Annotated in this window: 14 protein-coding genes; 7 read left to right on the top strand and 7 right to left on the bottom strand. The window is 63.6% G+C overall.

The window, feature by feature from the left end:
* Positions 1 to 41: 41 nt before the first annotated feature.
* Positions 42 to 866 carry an SDR family oxidoreductase gene (locus L085_RS20345; RefSeq protein ID WP_044031582.1) on the top strand — a complete coding sequence of 275 codons (825 nt, stop codon included), beginning with the start codon at positions 42 to 44 and terminating at the stop codon, positions 864 to 866.
* 6 nt (positions 867 to 872) lie between these two features.
* Here the strand turns inward: L085_RS20345 and L085_RS20340 are convergent, their stop codons facing one another.
* Entirely contained in the window at positions 873 to 1,787 is a 915-nt protein-coding gene (locus L085_RS20340; RefSeq protein ID WP_044031581.1) for a LysR family transcriptional regulator, read from the bottom strand.
* A 248-nt stretch (positions 1,788 to 2,035) separates the two neighbouring features.
* Here L085_RS20340 and speB point away from each other — a divergent pair, with 248 nt between their 5' ends.
* From speB to L085_RS20325, 3 genes are all read left to right on the top strand, one after another.
* Entirely contained in the window at positions 2,036 to 2,968 is a 933-nt protein-coding gene (gene speB, locus L085_RS20335; RefSeq protein WP_004938781.1) for an agmatinase, read from the top strand.
* A gap of 77 nt (positions 2,969 to 3,045) precedes the next feature.
* Positions 3,046 to 4,431, top strand: coding sequence for a sodium:solute symporter (locus L085_RS20330; protein ID WP_044031580.1), 1,386 nt, complete (start codon positions 3,046 to 3,048; stop codon positions 4,429 to 4,431).
* 104 nt (positions 4,432 to 4,535) lie between these two features.
* Positions 4,536 to 5,345, top strand: a complete 810-nt coding sequence (locus L085_RS20325) for a nitrilase family protein (RefSeq protein WP_044031579.1) — start codon at positions 4,536 to 4,538, stop codon at positions 5,343 to 5,345.
* Between the two features lie 74 nt (positions 5,346 to 5,419).
* Here L085_RS20325 and L085_RS20320 read toward each other — a convergent pair whose 3' ends face one another.
* On the bottom strand, positions 5,420 to 6,403 hold the full coding sequence (locus L085_RS20320) for a magnesium and cobalt transport protein CorA (RefSeq protein WP_044031578.1): 984 nt from the start codon (positions 6,401 to 6,403) through the stop codon (positions 5,420 to 5,422).
* An 11-nt stretch (positions 6,404 to 6,414) separates the two neighbouring features.
* Positions 6,415 to 6,834: a GNAT family N-acetyltransferase gene (locus tag L085_RS20315; RefSeq protein ID WP_044031577.1), complete on the bottom strand. Its 420-nt coding sequence runs from the start codon at positions 6,832 to 6,834 to the stop codon at positions 6,415 to 6,417.
* A gap of 131 nt (positions 6,835 to 6,965) precedes the next feature.
* Between L085_RS20315 and L085_RS20310 the strand changes: the two genes are divergently transcribed.
* Complete coding sequence (locus L085_RS20310; RefSeq protein WP_044031576.1) at positions 6,966 to 8,066, top strand: PQQ-dependent sugar dehydrogenase; 1,101 nt, start codon at positions 6,966 to 6,968, stop codon at positions 8,064 to 8,066.
* A gap of 13 nt (positions 8,067 to 8,079) precedes the next feature.
* Here the strand turns inward: L085_RS20310 and L085_RS20305 are convergent, their stop codons facing one another.
* Together L085_RS20305 and L085_RS20300 are read right to left on the bottom strand one after the other, a co-directional pair.
* Complete coding sequence (locus L085_RS20305; RefSeq protein WP_044031575.1) at positions 8,080 to 8,700, bottom strand: glutathione S-transferase; 621 nt, start codon at positions 8,698 to 8,700, stop codon at positions 8,080 to 8,082.
* Positions 8,701 to 8,789: 89 nt separating this feature from the next.
* The gene (locus tag L085_RS20300; protein WP_044031574.1) at positions 8,790 to 9,446 is read right to left on the bottom strand and encodes an HAD family hydrolase; all 657 of its coding nucleotides are present in this window, start codon (positions 9,444 to 9,446) and stop codon (positions 8,790 to 8,792) included.
* 107 nt (positions 9,447 to 9,553) lie between these two features.
* On the opposite strand from L085_RS20300, the gene L085_RS24875 reads away from it, so the two are divergent.
* Together L085_RS24875 and L085_RS20295 are read left to right on the top strand one after the other, a co-directional pair.
* Complete coding sequence (locus L085_RS24875) at positions 9,554 to 9,790, top strand: hypothetical protein (RefSeq protein ID WP_071841652.1); 237 nt, start codon at positions 9,554 to 9,556, stop codon at positions 9,788 to 9,790.
* Positions 9,735 to 10,757, top strand: coding sequence for an isopenicillin N synthase family oxygenase (locus L085_RS20295; protein ID WP_021504376.1), 1,023 nt, complete (start codon positions 9,735 to 9,737; stop codon positions 10,755 to 10,757). The genes L085_RS24875 and L085_RS20295 overlap by 56 nt, the downstream gene beginning before the upstream one ends.
* Positions 10,758 to 10,816: 59 nt before the next feature.
* Here the strand turns inward: L085_RS20295 and L085_RS20290 are convergent, their stop codons facing one another.
* The gene (locus L085_RS20290; RefSeq protein ID WP_044031573.1) at positions 10,817 to 11,962 is read right to left on the bottom strand and encodes a PLP-dependent aspartate aminotransferase family protein; all 1,146 of its coding nucleotides are present in this window, start codon (positions 11,960 to 11,962) and stop codon (positions 10,817 to 10,819) included.
* A gap of 12 nt (positions 11,963 to 11,974) precedes the next feature.
* The gene (locus L085_RS20285) at positions 11,975 to 13,342 is read right to left on the bottom strand and encodes a cystathionine beta-synthase (protein ID WP_044031572.1); all 1,368 of its coding nucleotides are present in this window, start codon (positions 13,340 to 13,342) and stop codon (positions 11,975 to 11,977) included.
* Between the last annotated feature and the right edge of the window lie 181 nt (positions 13,343 to 13,523).

Genomic DNA, 13,523 nt, shown 5'->3' with positions numbered 1-13,523 from the left:
CCTTAGAAGTAGAGCGCTGCATTCTTCAGGAGAGGAAGAGGATGAAAAAGGTAGCCATTATTGGCCTGGGTTGGTTAGGCATGCCGCTGGCGTTGTCGCTGATGGGCCGCGGGTACGATGTGGTCGGCAGCAAAACCACGCCGGACGGCGTCGAAGCCGCGCGGATGAGCGGCTTCGAATGTTATCAGTTGGAGCTGACGCCGGAGCTGGTGTGCGATCCGGACGATCTGGCGTCGCTGCTGCGCGTGGATGCGCTGGTGGTCACGCTGCCCGCGCGCCGCACCGTCGAAGGCAGCGAAAACTATTTCAATGCGGTGCGTATGCTGGTGGACAGCGCGATGGCCTTTGGCGTGCCACGGGTGATCTTCACCAGTTCCACCTCGGTGTACGGCGAAACCGCAGGCACGCTGCGCGAAGAGTCACCGTTGCGGCCGGTCTCGCCGTCAGGGCGGGTGTTGGCCGAGCTGGAACGTTGGCTGCATGAATTGCCGAACACCTCGGTGGACATTCTGCGCCTGGCGGGGCTGGTGGGCGCCGATCGTCACCCCGGCCGCTTCCTGGCGGGCAAGCTCGACGTGAAGGGCGGTTCGCAGGGGGTGAATCTGGTGCACCAGGACGACGTCATCGCCGCCATCCAGCTGTTGCTGAAGCTGCCGAAGGGCGGCCACGTGTACAACCTGTGCGCGCCGCGTCATCCGGCCAAGCGCGAATTTTATCCGGCGCTGGCCGAGCAGTTGCATCTGGAGCCGCCGCAGTTCGCCGACGAGGCGGAGCAGGACGAGCGGCTGGTGGACGGCAACCGCATCTGCAACGAGCTGGGTTTTGAATACCAGTATCCCGATCCGGCGCGCATGCCGGTCAGTTAACGTCCGTCAGGCCCCGCGCATGCGGGGCTTTTTTTCGCCGGCGCGCGCCAAATCCTCCAGCAGCGCGTTCAACGCCTCGTTGGGCTGGACGGGGCGGCTGACCAGGCTAAGCGTGGCGCGATAAGAGAGCGCCGTGCCGCCCAACTGCCGCAGCAGCCCCTGTTCCACCCAGCGCGCCGCGTAGTGGGTGGGCAGATAGCCAAGACAGGTACCGCTCAGCACCAGATGGGCGACGCTTTCCATATGGTGAGCCACCGCCGCCAAGTGAGGCGGCGCGATCGGGCACAGCTGCTGCGCCAGTAGGTAGCCGCGCTTGACCCAGCGCGCGTTTTCAATCTGCTCGCGCTCGGGTTCTTCCACCGCGAACAGCGGGTGATCCGTGCTGCAGTAGATCGCCTGTATTTCCTCCAGCCACGGCTGATAACGTAACTCCTCCAGCTGTTGGCCGAAGTAGCCGATGCCCAGATCGAGCTGCTGGTGCAGCAGCCCTTGCTCAATCTCGTTCGGCGAACAGATGCGGCACTGCAATTGCACGTCCTGATGGCGCCGCTGAAAGTGCTTGATGGCCTGGCTGAACGGATTGCCCGGCAGCGAAACCAGATTGTCCACCAGACCGATTTGCAGATCGCCGGTCAGCAGGCCGTTCAGCGACTGGCTGACCCGGGTGAAGTCGCGGGCGGCGTTGAACAGCGAACTGCAGGCGATCAGCATGCGTTCGCCCTTGGGCGTCAGCCGGAAGCCGGAGCGCCCGCGTTGGCACAGGCGAAAACCCAGTCGGGTTTCCAACGAGGCCAGATGGGTGCTGATGGTGGATTGGTTCATCAGCAGCGCTTCCTGCGCGGCGCTGACGCCCTGGGCTTCCGCTACCGCGACGAACACCCGCAGCAGTTTCAGATCGATATCGCTTAGGTTGGTGAGCATTCCCCCTCCGCAGAACGTCGGCCGGTTAACCCATTTTTAACATCGAAGAAATAGGTGCGGCGCTGAAGATATGGCCTTCCTTATGGCATGAAGTTGAAATAAAAATCAATACTTCAATAAGTTAGTTGCATCGTGTTTTCCGATGTTTACATGCAAAAGCGGGAATGGTAGCCGAGGTGGCCAACGGGGTAGCCTGCGAATGTTGCTCAAATGTTTCGATCCATCGCAGATAACGACAAGGAAACGCCATGCTGAACCAACCCCAAAGCGGTAACGATATGCCGCGCTTTGCCGGCCTCCCCACCATGATGCGCCTGCCCGCGGCAGAACAGGCGCGCGGTCTGGACGCCGCCTTTGTCGGCATTCCGCTCGATATCGGCACTTCCAACCGCAGTGGCACTCGCTATGGCCCGCGCCAGATCCGCCAGGAATCGGTGATGATCCGTCCTTACAACATGGGCACCGGCTCTGCGCCGTTTGAACGGCTGCAGGTGGCCGATCTGGGGGATGTCGCCATCAACCCCTACAGCCTGGCGGACAGCGTGCAGCGCATCGAGGCGGCTTACCACGAGATCCTGGCGCACGGCTGCACGCCGTTGACGCTCGGCGGCGATCACACCCTGACGCTGCCGGTGCTGCGCGCCGTCGCCCGTCGTCATGGCCCGGTCGGGCTGATCCACGTCGATGCGCATTCCGATACCAACGAGGAGATGTTCGGCGAACAGCTGGCGCACGGCACCACCTTCCGCCGCGCGTTTGAGGAGGGGCTGCTGGCGCCGGAAAAGGTGGTGCAGATTGGCCTGCGCGGCAGTGGCTATGCGGCGGATGACTTCGACTGGTCACGCCGCCAGGGCTTTCGTGTGGTGCCGGCTGAGGCCTGCTGGCACCGGTCGCTGACGCCGCTGATGGCGGAGATCCGCGAACAGATGGGCGAAGCGCCGGTTTATCTCAGCTTCGATATCGACGGGCTGGATCCGGCCTTCGCACCGGGCACCGGCACGCCGGAGGTCGGTGGGCTGTCGGTCTGGCAAGGGCTGGAGATCGTGCGCGGCTGTCATCGGCTGAACCTGGTCGGCGGCGACGTGGTGGAGGTGTCACCGCCTTACGATCGCTCCGGTAACACCGCGCTGCTGGCGGCCAACCTGCTGTTTGAAATGCTGTGCGTGCTGCCGGCCCGTTGAGGCCGGCGCACTGACTCTACCGGCGGAGCGGTTGCGTCGGGGCCCCTGATAACAATAACTACGGAGTGGAGGTACCCATGAATCTCGATCTGCTGGTCGTGGTGTTTTACTTTCTGGTGATAGGTGCGGTGGGGTGGATGGGCATTCGCCGCGCCAATTCCAAAGAGGCGTATCTGGTGGCCGGGCGCAACCTGGGGCCGGGGCTGTATCTGGGCACGCTGTCGGCGGTGGTGCTCGGCGGCGCGTCGACCATCGGCAGCGTCAAGCTCGGCTACACCTACGGCATCTCCGGCGTCTGGCTGTGCGGCGCGCTGGGGCTGGGTATTGTGGTGCTGAGTCTGGTGCTGGCCAAGCCGCTGCTCAAACTGAAGCTGTATACCGTCAGCCAGGTGCTGTCGCGGCGCTATCACCCGGCGGCGCGGGTCACCAGCGGCGCGATCATGCTGGCGTATGACCTGATGGTGGCGGTGACCTCGATCATCGCCATCGGCAGCGTGATGCAGGTGATGTTCGGCCTGTCGTTCAGCGCGTCTATCCTGCTCGGCGGCGGGCTGGTGGTGCTGTATTCGACGCTGGGGGGCATGTGGTCGCTGACGCTGACCGACATCATTCAGTTCATCATCATGACCGTCGGCATGATGCTGGTGCTGATGCCGATGAGCATCGTCAAGGCCGGCGGCTGGGAGGCGTTCACCAGCCTGCTGCCCGCCGGTTACTACCAGCTGTCGTCGATCGGGCTGGACACCATTCTGGTGTTCTTCCTGATCTACTTCTTCGGCATTCTGATCGGCCAGGACATCTGGCAGCGGGTGTTCACCGCCCGCAGCGCCAATGTGGCGCGCTTCGCCGGGCTGGGGGCGGGCGTCTATTGCGTGCTGTACGGCGTGACCGGCGCGCTGATCGGCATGGCCGGCAAGATCGTGCTGCCGTCGCTCAGCAACACCGACGGCGCCTTCGCCGCCATCGCGCAGGCGGTGTTGCCGGTTGGCGTCAGCGGGTTGGTGGCCGCCGCGGCCCTGGCGGCGCTGATGTCCACTGCCAGCGCCTGCCTGTTGGCGTCTTCGACCATCGCGCTGGAGGACGTGCTGCCGGCCATCCGCCGTAAACCTTCCGGCGGGCTGGCCGCCGGGCGCTTCACCACGCTTTTCATGGGCGCGGTCATGCTGGGGCTGGCGTTTGTGGTGCGCGACGTACTGGCGGCGCTGACGCTGGCTTACAACCTGTTGGTGGGCGGCATGCTGATCCCGCTGGTGGGGGCGATCTTCTGGCCGCGCGCCACCAGCGTTGGGGCCATCGCCAGCATGCTGACCGGCAGCCTGTGCGTGGTGGGGCTGATGATCTGGCACGGCATCGACGCTAACAGCCCGATCTACGGCGGTCTGCTGGGCGGCGGCGTCGCCTTCGTGCTGGGCAGCCTGCTGAGCCGCCCGACGCCGCAGCTGCAGGCGCAAACTGAACGCTGAGGCGCGATCCGGGCTTTTATCACGGCGCCTTTACTGATTTACTGAGGAGCAGGGCGCATCGCCGCCCTGTCGGTTTAACGGTGAGGGTAAGGAGAGGGTGAGTCATGGGTAAAATCAGCGTCGCATGCTGCCAGTTAGCGCTGCGGGTAGGGGAAGCAGAGCATAATCGGGCGCAGTCCGCTCAGGCGATCCGTCATGCGGCGCAGCGCGGCGCCAACGTCATCGTGTTGCCGGAATTGGTGAACAGCGGCTATGTGTTGCGCGATAAGGCGGAGGCGTGGGCGTTGGCCGAGACCGAAGACGGGCCCAGCCTCAGCCTGTGGGGGGCCCTGGCGCGTGAGTTGGATGTGGCGATCGTCGCCGGTTTCTGCGAGCGGCTGCCCGATGGCGGGGTGGCCAACAGCGCGGCATTGATCGATGCGCAGGGCGTGAGGGCGATTTATCGCAAGGCCCACCTGTGGCATGAGGAGAGCACGATCTTTACCCCCGGCGATCGGCCGCCACCGGTCGTCGAGACCCGCTTTGGCCGGTTGGCGGTGATGATCTGCTACGATCTTGAATTCCCCGAATGGGTGCGGCTGCCGGCGCTGGCCGGCGCTCAGCTGCTGTGCGCACCGGTTAACTGGCCGCAGGCGCCGCGTCCGCAGGGCGAACGGCCGGCGGAGATGGTGAAGGCGCAGGCCAACGCCGCCGTCAATCGGCTGTTCATCGCGGTGTGCGATCGCTGTGAAACGGAGCGCGGCGTTGCGTGGATCGGCGGTTCGGTGATCGTCGATGCCGATGGCTATCCGTTGACGCAGAGCCTGGCTGGCGAAGGCATGGTGCTGGCGGAAATGGATATCAGCACGGCCGATGACAAGCGCATCGGCCGCTACAATCATGTGCATCGCGATCGGCGGCCGATGCTGTATTGAAGCGGCGGGGCAGTCGGCGGATCCGGCTGCCCCGCCGATCGTTTCTCCGGCGGGAAAATCCGCCGTTTTGGCGCTTACAGCCAGCCTGATTTCTTCAGCTTCTGATACAGGAAAATACAGCCGACGGCGGTCGCCCCCAGCGTGGCGTGATAGGCCCACGGGAATTTCAACTCCGGCATGTCGGCGAAGTTCATCCCGTACAGGCTGAAGATCACCGTCGGGATAGCCAAAATCGCCCCCCACCCCGCCAGCCGTTTCACCACTTCGTTTTGTTTGACCGTCACCAGCGCCAGATTGACGTGCATGGCGTTGGTCAGCATTTCGCGCATGTCGTCGATGTTGCTGACCACCTGATGCGCGTGATCCTGCACGTCGCGCACGTAGGCGCGCAGCTCTTTCGGGATCACTTCTTCGTGCAGACGGATCAGCTGGTTGCAGATTTCATCCATCGGCAGCGCGGCGTTGCGCAGCGCCAGCAGGTGGCGGCGCAGAGTATAGACGTTCTCGATCGCCGCCTGATCGAACTCCGACTGAAACATGTTGGCTTCGATGTTCTCGATGGTGCTCTCGAAGCGCGTTACCACGCTGCGGTAGTTATCCACCACGAAGTCCAACACCGAATAGAGGGCGAAGCCCGGCCCGCGGCACATCTGCTTGCGGTTCTCCTCCGCCCTGGCGCGGATCGGCGCGTAGCTGGGCGAGGCGCCGTGGCGCACCGTCACCAGAAAGTTTTTGCCGACGAAGAAGTGGGTCTCGCCGTATTCGATTTCGTCGTGCTCGCCCCACTGTGCGGTTTTCACCACGATGAACAGCGAGTCGCCGTAGGTCTCCAGCTTCGGCCGCTGGTGCGCACACAGCGCGTCTTCGATCGCCAAATCGTGCAGGCCGAACTCCTCCTGCACCTTGCGCATAAACGCCGGTTCCGGCTGCCGCAACCCCAGCCAGACGAAGGTGTCCGGTTGTTTGACCACCTCGCTGATATCGTCGATGGTCACTTCGCCCAGCCGTTGGCCGGCTTTGTACGCCACACAGTTCACCACCATGCTTTTGCTGTCCATCTGTCCATCCATCAATCAGTCAGGGTTTTGGTAAGAAAGTAGCACTCATGTTCCACCGGATACGCTTTCAGCGTCATTTGCAGCTGATAGCCGAGCTTTTCGTAGAACGGCCGCGCCTGGAAGCTGAAGGTGTCGAGGCGGGCGTAGCGGCAGCCGCGCGCCTGCGCCTCGTGCTCGGCGGCGCGCATCAGTCGGCCGCCTAGGCCGCTGCCGCGCTGGGTATCCGCCACCCACAGCCACTCGACGCTCAGCCAGTTACCCCAGGTTTCGGCGGTCAGGCCGCCGATCACCGCGCCGGCTTCGTCGCGCGCATAGACGCTGAGCGGCTTGCGGTGGCTGGCATCGATATGCGGCAGGTTGTAAGCGCGCAGGCCTTGCCTGATCGCATCGAGGGTTTGTTCGTCGATCGCGTCGGTAACGGTAATGTCCATTTTTCCTCCTGGGTAATGGATTAACTTAAGCACATGGCGGCTAAAAGGCAACCCGTTGAAATGTAATACAAACGACCGCTTCTGCTGAGTGGGCTACACTAAACGGGTCATTTTATCTTCAGGAGGACGCCATGCCCCGATTGACTCTGCTGGCCGGTTTGCTGCTATGCAGCGGCCTGGCGCACGCCGCGCCGACGGTCAGCCAATTGCAGGACGGCCTGGAACACCCTTGGTCGCTGGCCTTCTTGCCGGCGGAACAAGGCCTGCTTATCACTGAACGGCCCGGCCGGCTGCGGCTGTGGCAGCAGGATAAAGGGCTGTCGCCGCCGATCGCCGGTGTGCCGCAGGTCTACGCCGAAGGGCAGGGCGGCCTGCTGGAGGTGCTGCCGGCGCCCGATTTCGCCGCCAGCCGCCGGGTGTATCTCAGCTTCGCCGAACCGGGCGAGGGCGGCAAAGCCGGCACGGCGGTCGGCTATGGCCGCCTGAGCGACGATGACGCGCGGTTGGAAAACTTTAAGGTGATCTTCCGTCAGCAACCCAAGCTGTCGGTCGGCAATCACTTTGGCGGCAAGCTGGCGTTCGATCGGCAGGGCTACCTGTTTATCGCGCTGGGCGAAAACAACCAGCGGCCGACGGCGCAGGAGACCGACAAACTGCAGGGCAAGCTGGTGCGGCTGACCGCCGAGGGCGCGGTACCACCGGACAACCCCTGGGTCGGCCAGGCAGGTAAACGCCCGGAGGTTTGGTCTTACGGCCACCGCAATCCGCAAGGGTTGGCGCTGAATCCGTGGAGCGGCGCGATCTGGGAGCATGAACACGGTCCGCGCGGCGGCGATGAGCTCAATATCCCGCTGCCGGGTAAAAACTACGGCTGGCCGCTGGCCACCTATGGCATCAACTATTCCGGCCAGCCGATCCCGGAGGCCAAAGGAGAACGGGTGCCCGGCACCGAACAGCCGCTGCACTATTGGCGGGTTTCGCCCGGCCTCAGCGGCATGGCGTTTTATGACGGGCAGCGTTTCCCCGCCTGGCGGCATTCGCTGTTCATCGGCGCACTGGCGCAAAAGGCACTGATTCGCCTGACGCTGGAGGGGGACAAGGTGGTGGCGGAAGAGCGGCTGCTGGGCGATCGCGGCGAACGCATCCGCGAGGTGCGAAGCGGGCCGGATGGCTACCTGTATCTGCTGACGGACGAACGGGACGGCAAGCTGCTGAAGGTCGGGGCGTCGTAACGCCCCGCACGCGTCAGGTGAGTGCGCTCATCACGCCGCGCTGGTAGGCCGGGCGTGCGCGCAGTTGCTGATACCAGCGCTCCATGTTCGGCCGCGGGCGGCGGGCGATCGGCATTTCGAACCAGGCGTAGGCGAAGCTGCCGAGCGGGATATCGCCGAAACCGAACGCGCCGCCGGAGAGGTAAGGCTGGTGCGCCAGCGTCTGTTCGATGACGTCGAAGTGTTTTTCCAGCGTGGCGATCGCCGCTTCGATTTTCGCCATGTCGCGCAGCTCCGGCGCGGTGCGGATCAGGCCCCAAAAGACGATGGTGAAGGCCGGAACAATGGTCGAAGTGGTCCAGTCCATCCATTTCTCGGCGGCGGCGCGCGCCTGCAGATCTTGCGGATAAAACGTCGCGTCGCCGAATTTCGCCGCCAGGTAGCGCACGATGGTGTTGGACTCCCACAGCACGAAGTCATCGTCCTGCAGCAGCGGCACCAGGCCGTTCGGGTTCAGCGCGCGGTAACTCTCTTCGTTGACCTTGCCAAACGCCCCGCCGGCGTTGATGTGGGTATAGCTCAGCCCCAGTTCGGCGGCGCACCACAGCACCTTCCTGACGTTGTTCGAATTCTCACGACCCCAAATGGTCAGCATGGGATAACTCCGTTAGCGGATTAAAGACCCTTAATACCTATGCCACAATGCGCTTTTTGTCACACCGCAGGGCATTTTTTGTCTGCCGCTCAACGCTCCCAGCGGCACACTTCCCAGCCGCGCTCCGCCGCCAGCGCGCTCAGTTCGCTGTCGGGATTGATCACCGTGGCGCTGTCGACGAATTGCAGCATCGCCTTGTCGTTGAGAGAGTCGCTGTAGCCGTGGCTGTGCTCGAACTTCAGGTGCGGGTGGTGCGCCAGCCAGTGCTGCAGGCGGATCACCTTGCCCTGTTGATAGGTCATGGTGCCGTAGGTGTTACCGGTGAAGCGGCCGTCGCTGATTTCCACGCCGATCGCCAGCGCGTCGTCGGCGCCGAGCTGTTCGGCGATCGGCGCCACCAGGTGTTCGCCGGTGGCGGAGATCACCAGAATGCAGTCGCCGCGCTCGCGGTGCCACTGCAGGCGTTCACGGGCGGCGGGATAGACGCGCGGCAGGATGTCGCGCCGGATGTAGCGTTGCACCCAGCCGGCCACGGTTTGCACGCTCAGGCCGGTCAGCGGCGCCAGCGTGGCCTGCATGTAGTCCTCCATCGACAGCTTGCCCTGATAATAGAGCTGCATCAGCTGCTGCTCCTGCAGTTCCAGCTCCGCCGGCGCGAACCCCTGGCCGACCAGCCAGCGGATCCACAGGCTGGCGCTGTCATCGTCAATCAGGGTTTCATCCAGGTCGAATAAGGCTAAATCCATCAGTATTTCTCCGGCAGGCAGGGTATGAGGTCGTTTACAGGATAGCGGATAGCGCACGTCGCCAGCCAGCGGCGTCGGCGAAATTGCGCAGAGCATAAGAAACATTGATGACGGTTTTGCGACAGTTTGTTGAACGTTTGCATAACTTAGAACGCAACAATATTGGCCGCCCCGGCGAGCGCGGTGGTAACTATGGGGCAAATGCAGCTACCCGCTGGGGAGTAACAATGTTGATTATTCGCCTGTACGGCAGCCCGATCGTAATCGGGGAAGAAGAGGAACCGCATGATGACGCATCTGACGACGCTGAAGACGTTGCCGCTGCTGGATCTTTCGCAGCTTGACGGTGATGCGCGCCGGCGGCGCGCTTTTCTTGACGATTTGCGCGCGGCGGCGCGCGACGTCGGTTTCTTCTATCTGCGCGGTCACGGCGTGGACGGCGCGTTGAATGCGCGGTTGCAGCACGCCGCGCGACAATTTTTCGCCCTGCCGGAAGCCGACAAGCTGGCGGTGCAGATGGTGCATTCGCCGCACTTTCGCGGTTACAACCGGGCGGCGGCGGAACTCACGCGCGGGCAGCCTGACTGGCGCGAGCAGTTCGATATCGGCGCTGAACGCCCGGCGCTGACGCTGGCTGACGACACGCCGCGCTGGGCGCGTCTGCAGGGGCCAAACCAGTGGCCGGCGGCGCTGCCGGCGCTGAAACCGCTGCTGCTGGAGTGGCAACAGGCGATGACCGCCATGTCGCTGCGGCTGCTGCGCGCTTTCGCGTTGGCACTTTCGCTGCCGGAGCAGGCTTTCGATCGCTTATACGGCGAGAAGCCCAACGAGCACATCAAACTGATCCGCTACCCGGGGCGGGACGCCACCGCCAGCGCACAGGGCGTCGGCGCGCACAAGGACTCCGGTTTTCTCAGCTTCCTGCTGCAGGACGCGCAAAAAGGGCTGCAGGTGGAGGTCAGCGAGGGGCAATGGATAGACGCGCAGCCGCGTGAAGATACCTTCGTAGTGAACATCGGCGAGCTGCTGGAGCTGGCGACCAACGGCTATCTGCGCGCCACGGTGCACCGGGTGGAAACGCCGCCGGCGGGGAGTGACAGATTATCGATCGCGTTCTTCCTCGGCGCGCGTCTGGACGCGGTGGTGCCGCTGTACCAACTGCCGCCGCAGCTGGCGGCGCAGGCGCGCGGCCCGGCCAGCGATCCGCTCAATCCGCTGCTGCGCGATGTGGGGTATAACTACCTGAAAGGCCGCATCCGCTCTCACCCCGATGTGGCACACCGTTTTTATCAGGACGTCATCGGCCTCTGAACGCCGGGCGTAAAAAAGCCCGGCGCGTCGGCCGGGCTGATCGAGCGCTGATGCGGCGATTATTCCGCCAGCGCCTGCTGCAGATCGGCGATCAGATCTTCCACATCCTCAATCCCCACCGACAGGCGCACCAGCTGCGGCGTGATGCCGGTTGCCAGGCGCTGTTCCAGCGGAATGGAGGCGTGCGTCATGCTGAACGGCTGGCTGATCAGGCTTTCCACGCCGCCCAGGCTTTCCGCCAGGGTGAACAGGCGCGAACGCTGGATGACCCGGCGCGCATAGGCGTCGTCGCCTTTCAGCCGTACCGAGATCATGCCGCCGAAGCGCGTCATCTGGCGCGCCGCCAGCTCGTGCTGCGGGTGGCTCGGCAGGCCGGGATAGTAGACGTTTTCCACCTGCGGCTGGCTCTCCAGCCACTGGGCGATGCGCAGCGCGCTGTCGCTGTGACGCTGCATGCGCAGCGCCAGGGTGCGGACGCCGCGCAGCGTCAGGAAGCTGCTGAACGGATCGAGAATGCCGCCGACCGCGTTTTGCAGGAAACCGAGCTGTTCCGCCAGCGCCGGGTTATCGCCCACCGCCGCGACGCCGGCCACCACGTCGGAGTGGCCGTTGAGGTATTTGGTGGCGGAGTGCACCACCACGTCAAAGCCCAGATCCAGCGGGCGTTGCAGATACGGCGAGGCGAAGGTGTTGTCCGCCACGCTGATGAGCCGATGCTTTTTGGCGATCGCGGCGATGGCGCTCAGATCCGCCAGCTTGAGCAGCGGGTTGGTCGGCGTTTCCACCCAGATCATTTTAGTGTCCGGCTCGATCGCCTGTTCCAATCCGGCGAGATCCGCCGGCGCCACGTAGGTGACGCGCAGGCCGGCGGTGCGGCTGCGCACTTTTTCCAGCAGGCGATAGGTGCCGCCGTACAGGTCGTCTACCGCGATCAGGTGGCTGTCTTTATCGAGCAGCTCCAGCACCGTGGAGCAGGCCGCCAGGCCGGAGGCGAAGGCGTAACCGCGGCTGCCGCCTTCCAGTTCGGCGATGGCGCTTTCCAGCGCGGTGCGCGTCGGGTTGGCGCTGCGGGAGTATTCATAGCCGGTATGTTCGCCCGGCGCCGGTTGGGCGTAGGTGGAGGTGGCGTAAATCGCCGGCATCACTGCGCCGGTCGCGTCCGGGGTGTAACCGGCGTGAACGGTCAACGTATCAAACTTGGCCATAATGGGTCCTTATTAACGTAATTTTTGGCGCCAGGCGTTAAGCACGTCTGTGCGGGTAATCAGGCCGAGGAAGCGCTCGCCGTCGAGCACCACCGCGACGTGGCCATGGTTGAAGGTGGCCTGTAATTCCTCGTAGCCGGCTTCCTTTTGCAGCGTATGAACCTGTTTGGTCATCGCGCTGCCGGCCGGCAGGCTGAAGTGGGCGGCGTCGGCCTGGACGGCGTTCAGCAGATCCCACTCATCGATCAGACCGACCACCCGATCGCCTTCCAGCACCGGCAGCTGCGAGATGTCGTACAGCCGCATGCGGGCGTGCACGATCGCCAACGTGTCGTCCGGCGCGGCGGAAACGGCGGCGCCCTCATCGTGGCGGTAGGCGATCAGATCGCGCAGATCGCCGTGCTGTAGCTTGCTCAGCAGGCCCTGTTCCAGCATCCAGTGATCGTTATACATTTTAGACAGGTATTTGTTGCCGCTGTCGCAGACGAAGGTCACTACCCGCTTGGGTTCGGTCTGTGCGCGGCAGTAACGCAATGCGGCGGCCAGCAGGGTGCCGGTGGACGATCCCGCCAGCACGCCTTCCTTGCGCAGCAGCTCGCGCGCGGTGGTGAAGGCTTCGGCGTCGCCGATGCGGTAAGCGTTGCGCACCTGGTCAAAGTCGCTGAGCGGCGGGACGAAGTCTTCGCCGATACCTTCCACCAGCCAACTGCCGGCTTCGCCGATTTGGCCGTGGTCGAGATAGTCCGCCAGAATAGAGCCGGCAGGGTCAGCCAGCACGAATTCCGTCTGCGGCGAAACCTCGGCGAAATAGCGGCTCAGTCCGCCCAGCGTGCCGCCGGAACCGACGCCGACCACGATGGCGTCCACGTCATGCTCCATCTGCCGCCATAGTTCGGGCGCCGTGGTGGTGGTATGAGCCGCCGGATTGGCCGGGTTGTTGAACTGATCGATATAAAAGGCGCCGGGGATCTCTTCCGCCAGGCGTTTGGCGTAATCCTGGTAGTAAGCCGGATGCCCTTTGCCGACGTCCGAACGGGTCAGCAGCACTTCCACCCCCAGCGCGCGCAGGTGGAAGATCTTCTCGCGGCTCATCTTGTCCGGCACCACCAGCAGCAGCTTATAGCCTTTCAGCGCCGCCACCAGCGCCAATCCCAGGCCGGTATTGCCGGCGGTGGCTTCGATGATGGTGCCACCCGGCTGCAGTTTGCCGTCGCGCTCGGCCTGTTCGATCATCGACAGCGCCACGCGGTCTTTGATCGAACCGCCGGGATTTTGGTTCTCCAGCTTGACGAACAGCCGGCATGGGCCGGTATCGAACTGGGTCAGTTCCAGCATCGGGGTATTGCCAATCATCTCGATGACGGAATGGGGGATCGCCATGACTCATCTCCAGGATTATTCGGTATAAAAGTCGTTGTGCGGATGATAGCGCTGAGGATAAGCGCTTTAAAAAGAACAAATAGCGGTTCTATATGCCATTATGGAATATATTAATCTTTTTTGGACGTATGGATGCGCAGATGTTTAGCGGTGCAGATGCTTGGCCGTGTAGCCGTGGGTA

Origin of the sequence: Serratia sp. FS14, from assembly GCF_000695995.1 — a bacterium.
Lineage (GTDB): Bacteria > Pseudomonadota > Gammaproteobacteria > Enterobacterales > Enterobacteriaceae > Serratia > Serratia nematodiphila.
Note: the sequence above shows the minus strand (reverse complement) of the source record. Positions and strands in the feature narration are given on the sequence as shown.

What these genes read in the sequence shown, in the direction of transcription:
- L085_RS20345 (WP_044031582.1), top strand. Translation starts at nt 42, where the DNA reads ATGAAAAAGGTAGCCATTATTGGCCTGGGTTGGTTAGGCATGCCGCTG.
- L085_RS20285 (WP_044031572.1), bottom strand. Translation starts at nt 13,342, where the DNA reads ATGGCGATCCCCCATTCCGTCATCGAGATGATTGGCAATACCCCGATG.
- L085_RS20305 (WP_044031575.1), bottom strand. Translation starts at nt 8,700, where the DNA reads ATGCTGACCATTTGGGGTCGTGAGAATTCGAACAACGTCAGGAAGGTG.
- L085_RS20300 (WP_044031574.1), bottom strand. Translation starts at nt 9,446, where the DNA reads ATGGATTTAGCCTTATTCGACCTGGATGAAACCCTGATTGACGATGAC.
- L085_RS20295 (WP_021504376.1), top strand. Translation starts at nt 9,735, where the DNA reads ATGACGCATCTGACGACGCTGAAGACGTTGCCGCTGCTGGATCTTTCG.
- L085_RS24875 (WP_071841652.1), top strand. Translation starts at nt 9,554, where the DNA reads ATGACGGTTTTGCGACAGTTTGTTGAACGTTTGCATAACTTAGAACGC.
- L085_RS20340 (WP_044031581.1), bottom strand. Translation starts at nt 1,787, where the DNA reads ATGCTCACCAACCTAAGCGATATCGATCTGAAACTGCTGCGGGTGTTC.
- L085_RS20330 (WP_044031580.1), top strand. Translation starts at nt 3,046, where the DNA reads ATGAATCTCGATCTGCTGGTCGTGGTGTTTTACTTTCTGGTGATAGGT.
- L085_RS20290 (WP_044031573.1), bottom strand. Translation starts at nt 11,962, where the DNA reads ATGGCCAAGTTTGATACGTTGACCGTTCACGCCGGTTACACCCCGGAC.
- speB (WP_004938781.1), top strand. Translation starts at nt 2,036, where the DNA reads ATGCTGAACCAACCCCAAAGCGGTAACGATATGCCGCGCTTTGCCGGC.
- L085_RS20325 (WP_044031579.1), top strand. Translation starts at nt 4,536, where the DNA reads ATGGGTAAAATCAGCGTCGCATGCTGCCAGTTAGCGCTGCGGGTAGGG.
- L085_RS20315 (WP_044031577.1), bottom strand. Translation starts at nt 6,834, where the DNA reads ATGGACATTACCGTTACCGACGCGATCGACGAACAAACCCTCGATGCG.
- L085_RS20320 (WP_044031578.1), bottom strand. Translation starts at nt 6,403, where the DNA reads ATGGACAGCAAAAGCATGGTGGTGAACTGTGTGGCGTACAAAGCCGGC.
- L085_RS20310 (WP_044031576.1), top strand. Translation starts at nt 6,966, where the DNA reads ATGCCCCGATTGACTCTGCTGGCCGGTTTGCTGCTATGCAGCGGCCTG.